This window comes from Coralliovum pocilloporae (assembly GCF_030845175.1).
In the GTDB taxonomy this organism is placed as follows: Bacteria; Pseudomonadota; Alphaproteobacteria; order Rhizobiales; family Cohaesibacteraceae; genus Coralliovum; species Coralliovum pocilloporae.
Window position 1 is genome coordinate 1,868,465 of the sequence record NZ_CP132542.1, and the last position, 18,822, is coordinate 1,887,286.

Consider the following 18,822-nt stretch of genomic DNA (forward strand, 5'->3'; position numbering starts at 1 on the left):
ACGTCAGCAACAAGGTCTGAAATTAAGAGCCCGGCCATCGCGCCGGGCTTTTTGCTGTCGTGCTATTAAATTTTCGTCATCTTGGCGCTTGCATCTGGGCTTGGCGATGCCGAACGACTACATTGAAGCAAATCAATGTGTTGAAGCGAACGCTCGGGTGATCAATGTTCAAACTAGCCAAGCCGTTTTTCATCGCTCTCGGTCTGACGGTTCTGTCTGTCACCGCTCTGCCAGTTACAGCCCTGGCTGAAGAACCTGAATGGCGTCATGCAACAGCCCTCACGGGGACGCCGAAATACCCCCGCGATTTCAAGCGCTTCGATTATGCCAATCCGGATGCCCCAAAAGGTGGGTTGGTTCGGCAGGCCACATCCAACTCCTTTGATACATTTAACCCGATTCTTCAGAAAGGGTCGCCGACAGCCGGTCTCAACCTGATTTATGAGACCCTGATGACATCCTCCCTGGATGAGCTGGATATAAGCGCTGCCTATGGGCAAATCGCTCTCGAAACCCGATATCCGAAGGATTATTCCTGGGTCGAGTTCCGTTTGAACCCCAAGGCCAGATGGCATGATGGTCAGCCAATCACTGCAGAAGATGTGATCTGGTCTTTCGAGAAAGCTATCGAACACAATCAGGGGCAACGGGCTTATTATCACAATGTGACAAAAGCCGAAGTGCTGGCCACAGATGTGGTGCGCTTCACCTTTGACGGGCCGGACAATCGCGAGCTGCCGCATATTATGGGTCAGGTTCTGGTCCTCCCCAAACATTGGTGGGAAGGAACCAATGCCAAGGGTGAACAGCGTTCCATCGGCAAAAGTACTCTGGAAATTCCACTTGGCTCGGGCCCCTATCGCATGAAGGAATTTGTCGCCGGGCGGTCGGTGACCTATGAGCGGGTGCCGGACTACTGGGGTAAAGATCTGCCTGTAACCATCGGTCACTACAATTTCGACCAGATCCGTTACGACGTCTATCTGGACCAGACCGTTCTGGTAGAAGCCTTCAAGGGTGATCAGTACGATTTCCGCACAGAGAATTCTGCAAAGAACTGGGCAACGCAGTACAAGTTCAAGGCCGCCGAAGAAGGTAAAGTCATCCAGGAAGCTTTTGATGACAAGGCTTCTGGTGCAATGCAGGCCTTTGTTCTAAATCTGCGTCTTGACAAGTTCAAGGATCCCCGCGTCAGGCGCGCCCTGAACCTGGCATTTGATTTTGAAGCGCTGGCAGAAACCATCTTTTTTGGCCAGTATCAGCGAACAGGTAGCTATTTCGCCGGCACAGAACTGGCTGCGTCCGATGTTCCGACAGGACTCGAACTCGAAATCCTGGAGGGGGTTCGCGGTGAGGTTCCGGAGCAGCTGTTCTCAGAGCCCTACACCAATCCGGTTGGCGGCTCCCCCCGCAATGTCCGCAACAATTTGCACGAAGCCGTGAAGCTTCTGAAGGAGGCAGGCTGGGTGTTGAAGTCTGGCAAGCTGGTCAATGCGAAGACAGGTGAGCCCTTCACCATCGAGTTTGTTGACAATTCTCCAAGCACGGAGCGGATCGCATTGCCCTATCAGTCTGCACTGAAGCGGATTGGTATTGAGATGACCCTCAGGATTGTTGATACCTCCCAGTATATCAACCGGATCCGCAGCCGGGATTTCGAGATGACCACGCTGGGTTGGGGGCAGTCTCTGTCCCCTGGTAACGAGCAGCGGGAATACTGGGGATCTGTTGCAGCGGATTCCAACAGCTCCCGTAACTATGCCGGTATCAAGAACCCCGCTATCGACAAGCTGATTGATCGGGTGATTTTTGCAAAAGACCGGGCTGAGCTTGTTGCCGCCACCAAGGCTCTGGACCGGGTGCTGCTCTGGAACAATTACATGGTCCCTCAGTGGTATGTGGCAAAGACGCGGACCGTGCGCTGGAACAGGTTCTCGCATCCTGAAAACCTGCCGGAATACAATCACGGCTTCCCGCATATCTGGTGGTATGATGAAGAGAAGGCGCGGAAAACCGGATTGGCCCGATGACGGTGTCTGATCTCTCACGCCGGACGCTTCTGAAAGGCGGGGCCGCTCTTGCGACCCTGTCCGGGCTTCATCTGCCTGCACGGGCAGCGGGAGAGCAGCACGGTCTCTCTGTTTTCGGGGATCTCAAGTATCCGGCGGATTTCAAGTATTTCGATTATGTGAATCCGGAAGCCCCAAAGGGCGGTTCCCTGTCCATGACTGCGCCGAACTGGCAGTACAATCAGAACGCCCAGACCTTCAATACCCTGAACAGTTATATCTTCCGTGGTGACGCGCCACCGCGTATGGAGCTGACTTTTGACACCCTGATGGTCCGGGCCTTCGATGAGCCTGATGCGCTCTATGGCCTCGTGGCAAAGAGCGTGTCTGTATCGGATGACGGCAATATCTATCGTTTTCATCTGCGCCCGGAAGCGCGGTTCAGGGACGGTTCACTGCTGACTGCAGACGATGCCGCGTTCACCATCAATCTGCTGAAAGAGCAGGGGCACCCGCAGATCCGTGATCCGATCCGCGAGCTGGTATCGGCGGAGGCTGAGGCGGAGCACGTCCTGCGTTTGACATTCTCCGGCAGGCAGTCCCGTCAGGTGCCGCTGATTGTCGCTTCCGCCCTGCCGGTCTTCTCAAAGGCCTATTACTCCGAACACGCCTTTGACGATGCCAATCTGATGGTGCCGCTAGGATCCGGCCCCTATCGGGTTGGAGCGTTCAAGCCTGGTGACTTTATCACCTATGAGCGTGATGAGACCTATTGGGCCAGGGATCTGCCGGTCAATCGCGGGCAGAACAATTTCGATACGATTCGCATCGAATTTTATCGCGACAGCACGGTGTCCTTTGAAGCATTCAAGACGGGAAGCCTGACATTCCGCGAGGAGTTTTTCTCAAAGCTCTGGGCCACCTCCTATGACTTCCCGGCCATGAAGGATGGCCGTGTGAAGAGGGTCACCTTTTCTGACAAGACGCCTGCCGGAGCGCAGGGCTGGTTTCTCAATACACGACGGGAGAAGTTCGCGGACGTGCGCACTAGGGAAGCCCTGGGCCTGACCTTCGACTTTGAATGGTCCAACAGAAAGCTGTTTTACGGGCTTTACACGCGGACAGCGTCATTCTTTGAGAACTCCATTCTGAAAGCGGCAGGAAAGCCCGGTGCCGAAGAACGTGCTCTCCTGGAACCCTATCGGGGACAGGTCCCTGACAGTGTCTTTGCAGATGCCTTTGAACCGCCGGTTTCAAGCGGCACCGGCAAGGACCGCAATCTGCTGAGGCGTGCGGCAAAACTGCTGAATGAGGCCGGTTGGCGACGGCAGGGTGGTCGGCTGGTCAATGCCAGAGGTGAACCGTTCACCATGGAGATCCTTGGCAATTCACCTGCTTTCGAACGGATTATCGGTCCATGGGTCCAGAACCTGAAAGCGCTTGGCATTGAGGGGTCTTTCCGTCTGGTTGATCCGTCCCAGTATCAGGCACGGCTGAACAGCTTTGATTTCGATGCGGTCGGGCGCCGTTATTCTTTCCCGCCCACACCAGGCGAGCAGGTCAGGCTCTATTGGGGCTCGGAAGCGGCCAGAACCGAAGGCAGCTTCAATCTGGCAGGGATTGCCGATCCGGTCGTGGATGCCCTGATGGAGAAGATGTTTGCAGCCGACAACCGCAAGGATCTGGTCGTGGCGGCTAGGGCTCTGGACAGGGTTCTGCGCTCCGGACACTATTGGGTGCCGAACTGGTACAAAGCCAGTCACACCACAGCGCTCTGGGATATGTATGGCTGGCCGGACCCTCTACCGGATTTTGCCTTTCCAGTAGAGCGCCTCTTCTGGTACGACAAAGAGAAAGCCGAAGCCTTGAACAAGAAGGGGTCCTGATCCTCCATGGGTGCCTATATTCTCCGCCGCCTTCTGCTGATCATCCCGACCATGTTCGGAATCATGGCGATCAGTTTTGCTGTCATCCAGTTTGCCCCTGGTGGCCCTGTTGAGCAGGCCATTGCCAAACTGACCGGCACGGATGTGTCAGCCACGGCTCGTATTGGCGGAGGTCAGGGAGGTGATTTCACCGGCACCGGTGCAGGAACCGCGAGCGGTGCAGATGCCATCTCGTCGAAATATCGCGGGGCGCAGGGGCTTGATCCGGAATTCATCAGGGAGCTGGAAAAGCAGTTCGGCTTTGACAAACCGCCGCTTGAGCGGTTCGGGCTGATGATCTGGAACTATATGCGCTTTGACTTTGGCGAAAGCTATTTCCGCGACATTGCCGTGGTTGATCTCATTGTCGAGAAGATGCCGGTCTCCGTCTCGCTTGGCCTGTGGCTGATGCTGATTTCCTATGGTATTTCCATCCCGCTTGGTATTTCCAAGGCGGTGAGAGACGGGTCTGCCTTCGATATCTGGACCTCTGCCGTGGTGATCGTGGCCTATGCCATCCCGGGGTTCCTCTTTGGTATCCTGCTAATTATCCTGTTTGCTGGCGGCTCGTTCTGGGATCTGTTCCCGCTCAAGGGTCTGACCTCCGATAACTGGGCTGACCTGAGCTGGCCCGAACGGATTGTCGATTATTTCTGGCACCTTATTCTGCCGCTCTTGGCATTGGGTCTTTCTGCCTTTGCAACAACCACGCTTCTGACCAAGAACTCGTTTCTTGATGAAATCCGCAAGCAATATGTGGTGACAGCACGGGCCAAGGGGCTCGGCGAACGGCAGGTGCTTTACGGGCATGTGTTCCGGAATGCCATGCTGATCATCATTGCCGGTTTCCCGGGGGCCTTTATCGGTGCCTTTTTCACAGGGTCCCTGCTGATCGAGCAGATTTTCACGCTGGATGGCCTGGGATTGCTCGGGTTTGAATCCGTCTTGAACAGGGACTACCCGGTGGTCTTTGCCACGCTCTATATTTTCTCGCTGGTGGGGCTGCTCGTGGGGCTCCTGTCCGACCTCATGTATACGTGGATTGACCCGCGTATCGATTTTGAATCGCGGGAGGTCTAGACCGATGGAGGCAAGCATCTCCCAGCCCGCAGCAGAACCGGTCAAGCGCCCGTTCTTCTCGCCGCTCAACCAGCGTCGCCTGCAGAATTTCCGCGCCAATAAACGCGGCTACTGGTCCTTCTGGATTTTCATGGTGCTGTTTGTTCTGACCCTGTTTTCAGAACTCATCGCCAATGACCGTCCGATCCTCGTGCACTATAAGGGAGAGCTGCTGGCACCGATCCTGGTGGATTACCCGGAGGAGAAGTTCGGCGGGTTCCTGGCAACAACCGATTATCGCGATCCCTTCATCCAGGAAGAGATAGAGGCCAATGGCTGGATGCTCTGGCCGTTCATCCGCTATTCCTACAACACCACCAATCTGGATCTGCCACGCCCGGCTCCCTCGCCACCTTCATGGTCTCTGAGCAAGGAGGAGCGCTGCAGTCCCTATCCCTCAGGCACCGAGGATATGAATTGTGTGGTCGGCAACTGGAACTGGCTCGGTACGGATGATCAGGGTCGGGATGTGGTGGCGCGGATGCTCTACGGCTTCCGGATCTCAGTGTTGTTTGGTCTGGTGCTGACCTTGTTTTCATCTGTCATCGGTATCGCTGCAGGGGCCATCCAGGGTTATTTCGGCGGCTGGACTGACCTTCTGTTCCAGCGCTTTATCGAGATCTGGACATCAGTCCCCCAGCTGTATCTGCTGCTGATCATTGCGTCGGTCCTGCAGCCCAATTTCTGGATCCTGCTTGGTATCCTCCTGCTGTTCTCCTGGGTGGCGCTGGTCGGCGTTGTGCGGGCTGAGTTCCTGCGGGCCCGGAATTTTGAATATGTGCGAGCAGCGCGTGCTCTTGGTGTCAGTAACGGAACCATCATGTGGCGGCATCTTCTGCCCAATGCCATGGTGGCAACGCTGACCTTCATGCCGTTTATCCTGAATGGATCGATCACCACTCTGACCTCGCTGGATTTCCTTGGTTTCGGCCTGCCTGCCGGATCAGCTTCGCTTGGTGAAATGCTGGCCCAGGGCAAGCGTAACATTCAGGCTCCGTGGCTGGGGCTCAGCGGTTTCTTTGTCATCTCAATCATGCTCAGCCTGTTGATTTTCATCGGCGAAGCGGTGCGCGATGCCTTTGATCCCCGGAAGACATTCAAATGAGCGGAGACAGCATGACAGAACCTCTTCTCTCCGTTCGCAATCTGAGTGTTGATTTCTCGCAGGGTAATGCGGTCAATCACGCAGTCCGCAACGTATCCTTTGATATTGCCAAGGGTGAGACCGTGGCTCTGGTCGGGGAATCCGGGTCCGGGAAATCCGTAACGGCCCTGTCTGTCCTGAAACTGCTGCCCTATCCATCAGCATCTCATCCGGGCGGCGTGGTGCTCTGGAATGGAACGGACCTGCTCAAGGCCGACGACAGTGCCTTGCGTAAGGCACGGGGCAATGAAATCTCGATGATTTTTCAGGAACCGATGTCCTCGCTCAACCCTCTTCATTCCATTGAGCGGCAGATTGGTGAAGTGCTGAAGATTCACAAGGGCCTGTCCGACAGTGCAGTCCGGGAGGCCGTGATTGATCTCCTGAACCAGGTCGGCATTCATGATCCTGAAAGCAGACTTGGATCTTATCCGCATCAGTTGTCAGGTGGTCAGCGCCAGCGCGTGATGATCGCCATGGCGCTGGCCAATGAGCCTGAATTGCTGATTGCCGATGAGCCAACCACAGCGCTGGATGTGACAGTGCAGGCCCAGATTCTCAAACTCCTGAAAGAGCTGCAGCAGCAGCGTGGTATGGCGCTTCTGTTTATCACCCATGATCTGGGGATCGTCCGCAAGTTTGCCGATCGGGTCTGTGTAATGACCAATGGCGAGATTGTCGAAGCGGGCAAGACTGCGGATGTGTTCGAGAACCCGCAGCACAGCTACACCCAGCATCTGCTGGCGGCTGAGCCCAAAGGTGATCCGCTGCCGGTGGCTGATAATGCGGAAACGATTATCGATGCGACGGACATGAAGGTCTGGTTTCCCATCAAACGGGGTTTCCTGCGGCGTACTGTGGATCATGTGAAGGCGGTTGATGGCATCGACCTGTCCTTACGTGCTGGTGAAACGCTGGGCATTGTAGGCGAATCGGGTTCCGGCAAAACCACATTGGGCCTGGCCCTTTTGCGGCTGATTTCATCTGAAGGGCAGATCCGGTTCTCGGGCGGGCAGATTGACGGTCACTCCTGGAAGGAGATGAAGCCGTTGCGCCGGCACATGCAGGTGGTGTTTCAGGACCCGTTCGGCTCGCTCAGCCCGCGCATGTCAGTTGCGGGGATCGTGGCGGAAGGCCTGCGTCTGCATCATCCCGATTTGACTGATGACGAGGTGGACCAGAAGGTCGTTGCGGCGCTTGAGGAAGTGGGGCTCGACCCGGCCAGTCGTCACCGGTACCCGCATGAGTTTTCCGGTGGTCAGCGCCAGAGGATTTCCATCGCGCGGGCCATGATTCTGGAACCGAAATTCGTCATGCTGGATGAGCCCACATCAGCGCTGGATATGAGTGTCCAGGCTCAGGTCGTTGACCTGCTTCGTGACCTGCAGAAACGTCATGGCCTCGCTTATCTGTTCATCTCCCACGATCTGAAGGTGGTTCGTGCCCTGGCCAATAATGTGATTGTCATGCGCCATGGCAAGGTGGTTGAGCAGGGGGCGGCAGAGCAGATCTTCGATGCGCCTGAGACGGATTACACCAGAGCCCTGATGGCGGCCGCTTTCCGGCTTGAAACGGTCGCAGAAGGCGTTGTATCTCAGTAATTGCAAAGATGCGATTTCACGTGCTGTTTCGGGAGGCAGGGCATGTCTATTCTACTTGCGCTTAAAGGTATGGATATCCCGGCCTGGGTTGCCGGATTAAAGGAAGCCTTGCCGGATCATCCGATTGTTCTGGCCGATGAGGATTACGACCCGGCAGCGATAGACTATGCCGTTGTCTGGCAGCCGGACGACGCTCTGTTCAGGCCTCTTTCCAATCTGAAAGTGATCTTTTCAGCGGGCGCTGGTGTTGACCATATTCTGAGACATCCGGCCCTGCCCGATGTGCCGATTGTGCGTGCGGTGGATACGGAACTGTCCCAGCGGATGACTCACTACATTCTCTCCCAGGTCTTCTTTCATCACCGTAAGATGTTTGAGGTCCAGGCTGCTCAGGCCAGAGGGGAGTGGATCATGCTTGATCAGCCATCCGCGTCCCGTATTCGTGTTGGCATTATGGGGCTTGGCGTTCTCGGTACAGATGCGGCAGAGAAGTTGAAACTGCATGGCTATGATGTGGCGGGCTGGAGCAGAACGGAAAAACAGATCGACGGCATCAGGACCTATTCCGGTGAAGACGGGCTGGATGCGCTTCTTGGCTGGAGCGACATTCTGGTCTGCCTTCTGCCGTCCACACCAGCAACGGCAGACATCCTGAACTATGATCTCTTCTCCAAGCTGCCACAGACCGGTGTTCTGGGTGGTCCTGTCCTCATCAATGTGGGACGAGGTGCCCTGCAGAAGGAAGAGGATATCATCCGGGCGCTGGATGATGGAACTCTGATGGCGGCATCACTCGATGTCTTCAAGGTTGAGCCTCTGCCTCAGGACAGCCCGCTCTGGGGTCATCCACGAATCGTGATTACCCCCCATGTGGCTGCAGACAGCGACCCGGCAGCCTTCTCGCGCAGTATCGGCACCCAGGTGCGAAAATTTGAAAGTGGGAAGCCGCTTGATAATCAGGTGGATAAGACCGTCGGCTATTGATCAATGGATCTGAGACAGCGGATTTATCTGAATTACCTTCGCTTCCGTGAGCATGTACCGTCTGTACTGATGGTCATTGGGATGTTTGCCGGGTTAGCCGGTATTATACTCTGGTACATCCACTCGACTGAAGTGGTTGCGCGGTACAATGTGGACGGTGTGGTGCAGTCCTGGACGCGGGTGCAGAGTGAAGAGGGTACGGGCGGCTACGTCGTTTATGTCACACTTGAGAATGGCAGAAAAGTCGTTGCGTCAATGAGTAAGCACAGCTCTTTATTTCTGAAGCACGGCATGACCATTGAACTGACCGTTCTGAAACAGAAGAATGATTCTCTGCGCTATGTGATCAGGAAACAGTAAGCCTGTATTTTTTGTAATTTAGACAAAGTTTGACCGGCAGCCCCGTCTGTGGGAGGGGAACTGCCGGTCTGAAAGCCGCACGGGTACTGCAGAGTGGGGGGAACGCTGTCAATACGAGAGTGCGCGGCTAACCCTGATCAGGTGCTTACTTGTGCAGCTTGGCGACGCCGAGCGGAACCGTGAACTTTTTGCACCAGATGTAAACTTCGTTGAAGTCACCAGCCTTGTCGGCTTTGATCTTGTAGGTCTGAGCACCGTCTTTGTTCTTCAGAACCGCGATCTCAGCGCCGTATTTACCGTTCTTGCCGAGGCCGACCCATGGGTCCGGAGCGCCATCAAGAGAGAAGTCTTTGCCGAGCTTGACCACGTAGTAGCCGCCTTCTTTTTTGACTTCCACTTTACCGGTGGTGATGTGGTCAGACTTACCGGTGAAATTGCCATGCTTGGCGCCACCAGCCTGAACGCTGGTTGCTGCGAGTGCGAGGCCTGCTGCGAAAACCAGACCGGTAGCAATGCGAGAAACAAGTTTAAAGAACATGGCCAATCCTCCTTGGATGCCGTTGCACATTATTCATTGTTGTGAAGGATCGAAGACGTCCCCCAGCAGTCGATTGCACATCCGACATAGGACGACTTGGCGAAGATTTCACTTCACACGTTCACACAGCTTGGTGATTTATCTATATATATTCGAATACGCGAATGAGTAGATTGGCGATGGACATACGGGTTGGTGCGTAGAGATTTACGCCATCTGTATCCTGGGAAACACTGGTGGTTTCCCGTGGCAACAGGGCGCGGACTTCTTTCCTTGTGAACCAGCGGCAGTCATCAAGTTCCTGCCGGTCAAAGTTGATCTCTGTCGTCTTGGCCTCTGCAACACATCCCAGCATCAGGGAGGACGGGAACGGCCAGGCCTGACTGGCGCAATAGCGCACCCGCCCAACCTCAAGACCTGATTCTTCCTTGATTTCCCGCCTGACGGCAGCCTCCATGGTTTCCCCCGGTTCCATGAAACCGGCAAGAGCGGAATACATGCCGTCCGGCCAGGAATGCTGACGACCCAGCAGGCATCGGTCACCATCAACCACCAGCATGATGACCACCGGATCAACCCGCGGGAAATGAGCCGCCTTGCAGTCCGGACAGTCGCGCCGGGCTCCACCCCAGACCTTCAAGGTCGCCGAGCCGCAATTGGCACAGAACCCGTGCCTGTCATGCCAGTGCAACTGGCTGCGGGCCTGGGCAAGGGCACCCATGTGATTGGCAGCCAGCACCCCCTGAATGGCAAGTGATCGGAGGTCGATGGCCTTGTGATGATCATCGAGACCATCAAGCGCCTGCTCCGGCACCAGGCCTGCCAGATAGGGGATGGCTTCGTCATGGCCGAGCAGGATCAGGCTTTCCGGTGTGAGCCCCAGACCAAGGGCCTCTTTATGCGAAAAATCCGCCCTGAGGCCGTCCGGAGCAACCCGGTTGATGACCCGGTCCTGATGCAGCAGGTAAATGCGGGCTTCCGGATTGGCCAGCGCGTCATCAAGGCATGTGGCGCTACGCTGTTCTGCCTCGCGATCCAGGCGGTTTCCCGCATAACCTGGAACGAGGCTCCATTCGTCCTCCGGCATATGAGAAAACAGATCCTGTGCCATGGTAAGCCTTCCTATTTGCCGAAAATCATCTGAGCGAAAGAGACACCGGGGCGTCCCAGAGTATCGCCAACCCGTTTGTCATCCAGGCAGACAAGCCCTGCTGCAAGCGCCGAGTTGAGTACGTGATCGACACTGACCGGATACATCGGCCGCCCCAGTGGGGCCGGTCCCTGCCGGTGCAGCAGCGCCAGTCGTCCATGGGCTTTGAGAAGCGGTCTCAGCCGTTTGAAGACCATAGGGATAATGGCCGGGCGCAAGTGGATGAGAACGGAATTGATCAGAATGAAATCCGCGGTCACACCGCGACGGTAAAGCTCGGGCAGGTTCGGCAGGGCATCACCCAGCCAGGTCACCCGTTCATCCGGTGCGGTTTTCTGGCCCATCCTGCGCATGGCATCAGACGGCTCAACGGCCAGGACCCGGTGGCCTCGCCGGGCCATCAGCCTGGCAGGTTCACCAGTGCCGGCACCCAGGTCCAGAACGAGGCCGGTCGGGCCGGGCAGATGGTCAAGCCACCACTGGTTCTCCGCCTCGTAAGTCAGGCGCCCCATCCGGTGAGCATAGGTCTGCGCCTGTCGATCGTAAGCCTCAATCTGCAGCGGTGTGCCCATCACGCTTTCCTGTCGGCGGGCAGGGCCAGCCGGTCCTTGAGCTGAGCCATAAGAGCGTCACGCTCAGCGTCGTCCCATTCCTTCGGCTCCGCGACACCCCAGACCGGTCCGGGCCAGGCTGCATCGTCTTCAGTTCGGGCGATAACATGCACATGAAGCTGGCGGACCATGTTGCCGAGCTGGGCCACATTCAGCTTGTGGCAGCCGGTGAATTCCTTCAGAGCTTCCGAGACCTTGGAAATCTCCAGCATCAGCTGCAGGCGCTCATCGGGTTTCAGATCGATGATTTCAACGAGATCGTTCTGCCGGGGAACCAGAAGCAGCCAGGGATAGTTGGCATCCTTCATGATGCGCAGGTCGCAAAGCCAGAGTTTGGTAATGTGCAGGGAATCCGCTTCAAGCCGCTCATCCAGTTGGAAATTGTTGATCATCGCCGAATCACCGTGAAATTGTTGTCTCTCTACTCTTGCCATAGCACGAACAACATGTGATATGGTTGCTCTTGAGAGGTTGGCAGTGGACGAGCCCCTCGCCAATCGGGTCAGGTCCGGAAGGAAGCAGCCCTAACGAGTTTCGGCACGGGTCATTCGTCCAGCCTCTCACCTTCGGGTCAACCGCAAGGGTAACCTGATGATCTGCGTCATTGCACGGCAGGTCGTCTCGCAAACTTCCGGATCGGTTTATATGGACGATACTTCTGCCAAGACACCGGAAAATAAGGCATCCGGTCAGGCAGGCTATCGCGTACTGGCCCGGAAATACCGTCCCCGTACCTTTGATGACATGATCGGCCAGGAGCCTCTGGTCCGGACATTGTCCAATGCGTTTGAGACCGGGCGCATCGCGCAGGCCTATATGCTGACCGGTGTCCGTGGTGTGGGCAAGACGACCACAGCCCGTATTCTGGCCCGCGCGCTCAATTATGAAGTCCCTGGCGAGATTGATCAGCCCACCATTCACATGCCTGCTTTCGGCAGTCATTGCGAGGCGATTATTGAAGGTCGCCATGTGGATATCATCGAGATGGACGCGGCCTCTCATACGGGCATTGGCGATATTCGCGAAATCATCGAGGCCACCCGCTACAAGCCGGTGTCGGCCCGGTACAAGGTCTATATCATCGATGAGGTGCACATGCTCTCCACAGCGGCCTTCAACGGTCTGCTGAAAACGCTGGAAGAGCCGCCGGAACATGTGAAGTTCATCTTTGCCACAACAGAAATCCGCAAAGTCCCGGTTACGGTCCTGTCCCGTTGCCAGCGGTTTGACCTGCGACGGATTGATGCCAGTGATCTGACGGGCCATCTGCGCATGATCTGCGATAGGGAAGCGGTCGAGATTGATGACGAGGCGCTGGCGATGATCGCGCGGGCCGGTGAAGGATCAGCCCGTGATTCGCTGTCTCTGCTGGACCAGGCCATGGCTCACGGGGCCGGGCGGATCACGGCGGATGACATACGCCAGATGCTGGGCCTTGCCGACCGTGCCCGGGTTATTGATCTCTTCGAAGCCGTCATACGCGGGGCTCTGCCTGACGCGCTGACAATTCTGAAAGACCTCTATGACGTGGGTGCCGAACCCTTTGTGGTTCTGTCTGACCTGTCCGAATTTACTCATCTGGTGACACGCCTGCGGGTGATTCCGGATTCAGCTTCAGATGCCTCCTTGTCGGAGGAAGAGCGGACGCGTGGCCTTGCGCTGGCCGAGAAACTGTCCATCCGGGTTCTGAGCCGCGCCTGGCAAATCCTGCTGAAGGGATTGCCGGATGTGCAGGCCGCACCGCGACCGCTGGCAGCAGCCGAGATGGTACTTGTCCGTCTGGCTTATGCTGCTGACCTTCCCACGCCCGATGAGGCGCTGAAGGCCCTGCTGAACGAAGGCGTGCAGACAGATGGTTCGCCAGCACCAGGTGGTGGTTCAGGCAGTGGTTCAGGCGGAGGGGGAGGTGGTGCTCCCGCGCAGGCCCGGTTCCAGTCGGTACAGGGAGGGCGGGTTGCCACGGCTCCACGCGCCATGCCACAGCGGGAGACAATCGCTCAGGCCGACGCAGGCCCGCAGCTCAGGCGGTTCGAAGACATCATCGCGCTGGCTGAAAAACATCGCAACGTGGTGTTGAAACTTGACCTTGAGAACAAGGTCCGTCCGCTGCGTCTTGAACCGGGTCGTCTTGAAATCGGTCTGACCCCGGACGCACCGAAGGATTTTGCCAACAAGCTGTCCCGCCAGCTGAAGGAATGGACCGGTTATAACTGGATCATTGCTGTTGAGCAGGATGCGGAAGCCGATACGCTTGCGGAACGGCGGGACAAGACCAAGCGGAAGATGCTGACCGATGCCCGGTCTGACCCTCTGGTGGAAGCCGTGCTGAAACGCTTCCCCGGCGCGGAAATCGTCGATGTCCGGGTGCATGAGGATCTCGAAGATCCCATATTGGAAGCAGTGCCCGAGGCTGATGACGAGGTCGCTGTTGATGATCTCGGGCTTGACGAATTTGATTCTGAACTGGATTGAACAACTGTTGACGTTAAAGCACCAAACCTTAATGTTGAATCGGCGGAGGTGCTTTAACATATTGTTTTCACGCGAGCTTTTATCCGGAAAGTCGGCCAGCTTTTCGGAAGCACGCTATAAACGGCGGCCTGGCCCGTCGCAACGCTTATGGAGGCTGACATGCGCGATCTGATGGGCATGATGAAAAAGGCGCAGGAACTGCAGGGTAAGATGCAGACCATGCAGGCCGAAATCGAAGATCTGACCGTGGATGGCACAGCAGGTGCGGGCATGGTGACTGTCACCCTGTCCGGTAAGGGTGAAATGCGTGGCCTGAAAATCGATCCGTCCATGTTCCAGGAAGATGACGTGGAGATTCTTGAAGACCTGATCGTCGCAGCCCACAATGATGCCAAGGGCAAGGCGGAAGTGATGATGCAGGAGAAAATGCAGGAAATCACTGGTGGTCTCGGCCTGCCCGACGGCCTCAAACTGCCGTTCTGAGAGACGATTAAAACGTGTCCCGTTCCGTCACCGGCCCTGAGATTGAGCGCCTGATTCAGCTTCTGGCGAAACTGCCCGGCCTTGGCCCGCGTTCGGCCAGGCGCGCGGCTCTGCATCTGATCAAGAAGAAGGATCAGGTGTTGAAGCCTTTGTCAGATGCCATGTCTGTGGCCGTTGACAAGGTGTCGGAATGTTCGACCTGCGGAAATGTGGATACGTCTGACCCCTGCACCATCTGTACAGACCCGCGCCGGGAACAGGGGGTGATCGTGGTGGTGGAAGATGTGTCTGATCTCTGGGCACTGGAGCGGGCTGCTGCCATCAATGCCCAGTATCACGTGCTTGGCGGCGTTCTCTCGCCGCTTGATGGCATTACCCCGGACGACCTCAGTATCGGCCGGTTGGTTGACAGAATTGCAGGCGGTGCCGTCAGCGAAGTGATCCTCGCGGTCAATGCAACGGTGGAAGGCCAGACAACGGCCCACTACATCACCGATCAGCTCTCAGCCCACGACGTCAAGGTGTCCCGCCTCGCCCATGGCGTACCAGTCGGTGGTGAGCTGGATTATCTCGATGAGGGCACCCTTGCCCAGGCCATCAGGGCGCGGACGAATTTTTGAATGAGGGTGGGGCGATCTGATACCCACTCATACTCTTCAGGTTCCAGTTTGATTGTGTGATGTTCGTAAGGGCCGAAATCCTTGCTGACCCAGACATAGCCATACTCGTCGATCTCTGTAACAGCGCAGATGTCACCGATAAAAGACATGACCTTGTCGCGGGTTTTCGTATCAAATTGAAAGCCGGTTGGGTCGAATGTGATGACGCGGACAAGAGAGCGCTTTGTCACGACTCGGCCATTGCAATCCACAGCCATACAAAATCCTCTGTCTCTTTGTTTCCAAGCATAGTCTTATCCGAAAACCGCACACACTTTTCGGGAATATGCTCTGGTATCCGGCGATCAGATAAAGCGGAGAGATGGTGGATTGATGGACAGAACGTGGTGAGTTCGTGGAACCGTCAGGCCTGGAACAGGCGCGCCAGTTTGCGGACCAGAAAACGCGGAGCGAAGCGACCCGAAAAGGCCAGAAGCCAATTGTGCAGACCTGGAATGGTGAAGGCCCGGTTCTTTTCAAGCGCCCGGATGGCCTGGCGGACAACAGGCGGTGACGGAAGCGCGGTTTTAAACAGCAGCGTGTCGGTCATGTCCGCGGTTTCAGCAAATTCTGTTGCGACGGGACCGGGGCAGAGTGCTGAGACACGAATGCCGTGCGGCTTCAGCTCTTCATGCAGGGCTTCGGTAAAGGACAGAACATAAGCCTTGGTCGCGTAGTAGATTGCCAGCAGCGGGCCAGGCTGGAAAGCAGCAAGAGAGGCCACATTGAGAATGCCGCCGTCGCCCCGTTCAATCATCTGAGGGATGAAGCGATGGCACAGATCAGTCAGCACGGAGATATTCAGCTGTATCATCTCAAGCTGACGCCGACGGTCGAGAGTGTGGAAAGGGCCACGCAGGCCAAAGCCTGCATTGTTGACCAGAATATCTACGGTCAGGCCTTCTTCGGTGAGGCGGGCTTCAAGCTGGTCGAGCGCGCCCGGAGCGATCAGGTCCAGAGCGATAGGCAGGACTTTGATGCCGTATTTGCGCTCCAGTTCATCGCGCAAGTCATCCAGCCGGTCGCCGCGTCGAGCCACCAGAACCAGATTGCGGCGCTGCTCTGCATAAAGCCGGGCAAAGTCGACACCCAGGCCGCTGGAAGCACCGGTAATCAGAACGCGCAAATCGGCCATGGTGGGCTCCTGTCTTCACTCAGCTCCTGTCGGAGCCATTCTGAAATGTTTCGTGGTGCCGGATCACTTCCTCAATCACAAAACGGATGAACTTCTCGGCAAAGTCCGGATCAAGGTCTGCATCCGCTGCCAGTTTGCGCAGGCGTTCCACCTGTCGGGCCTCGCGGGATGGATCAGACACATTCATGCCCTGCATTGCCTTGAGACGGCCAACGCGCTTGGTCAGCTTGAACCGCTCGGCAAGCAGGTGAATAAGTGAGGTATCCAGATTGTCGATGCTGCCCCGGATTTCCAGAAGCTCAGAAGGGATATCGTCTTGTGCCAAGGCCCGTTGCTCCATCTTGCATGATCGGCGACACCCTACTTTCAAGCCCTGAATGCTTCAAGTTAGATTTGGCGCCTCGGGCAGGATTTTCCGGAGATAAAGGCTACTCGCCTGCCAGAAGGTCACGCGGTACAGAAGATCCCTCTGGGGCCTGATCATCCCCCACATCAAGGGCCTCGATTTTCCGGCCGCGCTTCACCACCTTGTCGGTGGAAATCAGGATCTGGTCGATATCTTTCGTGGTCATGTTGAAATGACTTTGCAGTTTGCGCACACGGTCATCCAGCCGCCCCACATCATCCATCAGCTTGATGACTTCCGCCTGGATCAGATGGGCCTGTTCCCGCATCTGGGCGTCACGCAGAACGGACTGGATCACCTGGATGGACAGAAGCAGAAGCGATGGCGAGACGATGACAATCCGGCTTCTGTGCGCTTTCTGTACCAGATCCTCGAACTGTTCGTTCAGATCAGCGAAGATCGATTCCGACGGTACAAACAGAAAAGCCGTGTCCTGGGTTTCACCAGGAATGAAGTAGCGCTCGGCAATATCCTTGATGTGTTTCTGCACATCCTGCCGGAACTGGGCACGTGCCGCCTTGTCTTCTTCGGAACTGTCCGCATTGCGGATGCCGTTCCAGCCCTCCAGTGGAAATTTGGCATCCACCACAAGAACCGGTGCGTCATGAGGCAGGTGAATGACGCAATCGGGTCGTTTGCCATTGCTCAGGGTGGTCTGGAAGGAATAGCCGCCCGGCTGCAGGCCATCCTGAATGATGGCTTCCATTCTCCCCTGACCGAATGCCCCGCGTGTCTGCTTGTTGGACAGGATATGCTGCAGCTCCACCACCTGACCGGTTAGGGAGGTGATGTTCTTCTGCGCGGTATCAATCACCGCCAGTCGTTCGTGCAGCTGCGTGAGATGGTCATGGGTGTTTTTGCTGGTCTGGGTCATGGATTGACCGATTTTGTGGCTCATGGAATCGAACCGTTCGGACATGGCGCGGGTCATGTCAGCCTGTCGTGAGCCAAACACCTCGGCCATGGTCTGCATGCGGCCGGTCATCTCAGCCTGCAGCTTGCCCATCTCTGAGAGCTTTGCTTCCAGATCCTGTGCCCGTTTCTGCGCGTCTGCTGCGCGGCTGTCATGGACACCGCGTCCTTTCAGAAGAGCGGCAAGAATAACCAGCAGCAAGACAACAGCAACGACGGACAGGCCTGCCATAAGGGCAGCCATCGTCACCGGCGTCTGGCCGAGCATGAAGACAATCTGATCCATCCGGCCAGTCTATACATGATTCGCTGAGGTGGCGAGATCAAACCATGAACATGATCGGTTTTATGAAGAGCGCGTGCGACGGCGTACCCGTTCACGGCGGCGGGCTGGAGCGTGGCCCTTGAGCTGGTCGGCACGGGAGGGCAATTCCGCTTTCCGTGTCAGCCGATCCTCCTGGCTGTAACGGGCCCAGTTGGCAATTTCTTCAGCGGTGCGATGGCAGCCGATACAAAGACCCGCAGCAGGGTGGATCATACAGATCTTCTCACAGGGAGAATCCGGCTCATTCCGCTTCCAGACCTCATCGGTGGCGGACGAATTCCCGATCGAATCTTCTGTCACTGGCTGTCTCCGTTCCGGCTGTCTATCCGATATAGCCACCACCCCGCAGAGCCACAAGTCAAACGCGCGTTTTTTCGCCTCAGGCAGGTCATAGATCATTGACCCGTTCCCGTTGATCTTCTATCCCCACAGCATGTCTGTACTCGATATTGTAAAAATCCCTGATGATGTTCTCCGCCAGACCGCAGCGCCGGTCGAGCGGGTGGACGATGAGCTGCGCCGGTTCCTCGATGACATGATGGAAACCATGTATGACGCACCGGGCATCGGGCTCGCTGCCCCGCAGGTTGGTGTGCTGCGCCGGGTGGTTACGGTTGATGTTGCTCGGGAAGATGAGGAGAAGCAGCCGCTGTTTCTGGTCAACCCGGAAATCGTCACCTCGTCAGAGGAGCGGTCGACTTATGATGAGGGATGTCTCTCTATCCCGGATTATTATGCCGAGGTGGAACGTCCTGCTTCCGTGACCGTGAAATATCTGGACCGTGACGGCAAGGAACAGCAGCTCGACTGTGAAGGGCTTCTGGCCACTTGTGTGCAGCATGAGGTGGATCATCTGAACGGTGTTCTGTTTATCGACTATCTGTCGAAACTGCGTCGGGACCGGGTGTTCAAGAAATTTGCCAAGGCCAAGAAACTCGGCCTGCTGTAATCGATAATCCGCTCTGAGAACGGGAGAACCATCGCCATGC

The 18,822-nt window shown here is 56.5% G+C and carries 20 protein-coding genes and 1 other RNA gene; 12 read left to right on the forward strand and 9 right to left on the reverse strand.

Annotated elements, in window-relative coordinates:
* Positions 1-164 precede the first annotated feature (164 nt).
* From RA157_RS08670 to RA157_RS08700, 7 genes are read left to right on the forward strand one after another with little or no spacing between them, the layout of a single operon-like run.
* Positions 165-2,030, forward strand: a complete 1,866-nt coding sequence (locus tag RA157_RS08670; protein ID WP_350336060.1) for an extracellular solute-binding protein — start codon at positions 165-167, stop codon at positions 2,028-2,030.
* Positions 2,027-3,895, forward strand: a complete 1,869-nt coding sequence (locus tag RA157_RS08675) for an extracellular solute-binding protein (RefSeq protein ID WP_350336061.1) — start codon at positions 2,027-2,029, stop codon at positions 3,893-3,895. The genes RA157_RS08670 and RA157_RS08675 overlap by 4 nt, the downstream gene beginning before the upstream one ends.
* Positions 3,896-3,901: 6 nt before the next feature.
* Positions 3,902-5,014, forward strand: a complete 1,113-nt coding sequence (locus RA157_RS08680) for a microcin C ABC transporter permease YejB (protein ID WP_350336062.1) — start codon at positions 3,902-3,904, stop codon at positions 5,012-5,014.
* Between the two features lie 4 nt (positions 5,015-5,018).
* Positions 5,019-6,158 carry an ABC transporter permease gene (locus tag RA157_RS08685; RefSeq protein WP_350336063.1) on the forward strand — a complete coding sequence of 380 codons (1,140 nt, stop codon included), beginning with the start codon at positions 5,019-5,021 and terminating at the stop codon, positions 6,156-6,158.
* A gap of 11 nt (positions 6,159-6,169) precedes the next feature.
* Positions 6,170-7,798 (forward strand): ABC transporter ATP-binding protein, encoded by a 1,629-nt coding sequence (locus tag RA157_RS08690; RefSeq protein WP_350336064.1) that lies wholly within the window; start codon positions 6,170-6,172, stop codon positions 7,796-7,798.
* A 42-nt stretch (positions 7,799-7,840) separates the two neighbouring features.
* On the forward strand, positions 7,841-8,782 hold the full coding sequence (locus tag RA157_RS08695; RefSeq protein WP_350336065.1) for a 2-hydroxyacid dehydrogenase: 942 nt from the start codon (positions 7,841-7,843) through the stop codon (positions 8,780-8,782).
* Positions 8,783-8,785: 3 nt separating this feature from the next.
* Positions 8,786-9,142 (forward strand): hypothetical protein, encoded by a 357-nt coding sequence (locus RA157_RS08700; RefSeq protein ID WP_350336066.1) that lies wholly within the window; start codon positions 8,786-8,788, stop codon positions 9,140-9,142.
* Positions 9,143-9,287: 145 nt separating this feature from the next.
* Here the strand turns inward: RA157_RS08700 and RA157_RS08705 are convergent, their stop codons facing one another.
* From RA157_RS08705 to RA157_RS08720, 4 genes are all read right to left on the reverse strand, one after another.
* A complete protein-coding gene (locus RA157_RS08705) occupies positions 9,288-9,680 on the reverse strand; it encodes a DM13 domain-containing protein (protein WP_350336067.1) in 393 nt (130 codons plus the stop codon).
* A 142-nt stretch (positions 9,681-9,822) separates the two neighbouring features.
* The gene (gene nudC / locus RA157_RS08710; RefSeq protein WP_350336068.1) at positions 9,823-10,791 is read right to left on the reverse strand and encodes an NAD(+) diphosphatase; all 969 of its coding nucleotides are present in this window, start codon (positions 10,789-10,791) and stop codon (positions 9,823-9,825) included.
* 11 nt (positions 10,792-10,802) lie between these two features.
* Positions 10,803-11,402, reverse strand: coding sequence for a class I SAM-dependent methyltransferase (locus RA157_RS08715; RefSeq protein WP_350336069.1), 600 nt, complete (start codon positions 11,400-11,402; stop codon positions 10,803-10,805).
* The gene (locus RA157_RS08720; RefSeq protein WP_350336180.1) at positions 11,402-11,830 is read right to left on the reverse strand and encodes an HIT family protein; all 429 of its coding nucleotides are present in this window, start codon (positions 11,828-11,830) and stop codon (positions 11,402-11,404) included. Before RA157_RS08720 ends, RA157_RS08715 begins: the two co-directional genes overlap by 1 nt.
* Positions 11,831-11,907: 77 nt before the next feature.
* Between RA157_RS08720 and ffs the strand changes: the two genes are divergently transcribed.
* The 4 genes from ffs to recR all read left to right on the forward strand — a co-directional run bounded on the left by ffs (position 11,908) and on the right by recR (position 15,016).
* An RNA gene (gene ffs / locus RA157_RS08725) (signal recognition particle sRNA small type) lies at positions 11,908-12,005 on the forward strand.
* An 81-nt stretch (positions 12,006-12,086) separates the two neighbouring features.
* Positions 12,087-13,913, forward strand: a complete 1,827-nt coding sequence (locus tag RA157_RS08730; protein WP_350336070.1) for a DNA polymerase III subunit gamma/tau — start codon at positions 12,087-12,089, stop codon at positions 13,911-13,913.
* A gap of 159 nt (positions 13,914-14,072) precedes the next feature.
* Positions 14,073-14,396, forward strand: a complete 324-nt coding sequence (locus RA157_RS08735; protein WP_350336071.1) for a YbaB/EbfC family nucleoid-associated protein — start codon at positions 14,073-14,075, stop codon at positions 14,394-14,396.
* Between the two features lie 14 nt (positions 14,397-14,410).
* Positions 14,411-15,016, forward strand: a complete 606-nt coding sequence (gene recR, locus RA157_RS08740; protein ID WP_350336072.1) for a recombination mediator RecR — start codon at positions 14,411-14,413, stop codon at positions 15,014-15,016.
* On the opposite strand, the gene RA157_RS08745 is transcribed toward recR, so the two are convergent.
* From RA157_RS08745 to RA157_RS08765, 5 genes are all read right to left on the reverse strand, one after another.
* Complete coding sequence (locus tag RA157_RS08745; protein ID WP_350336073.1) at positions 14,962-15,246, reverse strand: hypothetical protein; 285 nt, start codon at positions 15,244-15,246, stop codon at positions 14,962-14,964. The genes recR and RA157_RS08745 overlap by 55 nt on opposite strands.
* A gap of 173 nt (positions 15,247-15,419) precedes the next feature.
* On the reverse strand, positions 15,420-16,190 hold the full coding sequence (locus RA157_RS08750; RefSeq protein ID WP_350336074.1) for an SDR family NAD(P)-dependent oxidoreductase: 771 nt from the start codon (positions 16,188-16,190) through the stop codon (positions 15,420-15,422).
* 19 nt (positions 16,191-16,209) lie between these two features.
* Positions 16,210-16,530: a chorismate mutase gene (locus RA157_RS08755; protein WP_434058482.1), complete on the reverse strand. Its 321-nt coding sequence runs from the start codon at positions 16,528-16,530 to the stop codon at positions 16,210-16,212.
* Positions 16,531-16,618: 88 nt separating this feature from the next.
* Positions 16,619-17,794: a DNA recombination protein RmuC gene (locus RA157_RS08760; protein ID WP_350336076.1), complete on the reverse strand. Its 1,176-nt coding sequence runs from the start codon at positions 17,792-17,794 to the stop codon at positions 16,619-16,621.
* 60 nt (positions 17,795-17,854) lie between these two features.
* Positions 17,855-18,133 (reverse strand): DUF1289 domain-containing protein, encoded by a 279-nt coding sequence (locus RA157_RS08765; RefSeq protein WP_350336077.1) that lies wholly within the window; start codon positions 18,131-18,133, stop codon positions 17,855-17,857.
* Between the two features lie 133 nt (positions 18,134-18,266).
* Between RA157_RS08765 and def the strand changes: the two genes are divergently transcribed.
* A complete protein-coding gene (gene def, locus RA157_RS08770) occupies positions 18,267-18,782 on the forward strand; it encodes a peptide deformylase (RefSeq protein ID WP_350336181.1) in 516 nt (171 codons plus the stop codon).
* Positions 18,783-18,822 lie beyond the last annotated feature (40 nt).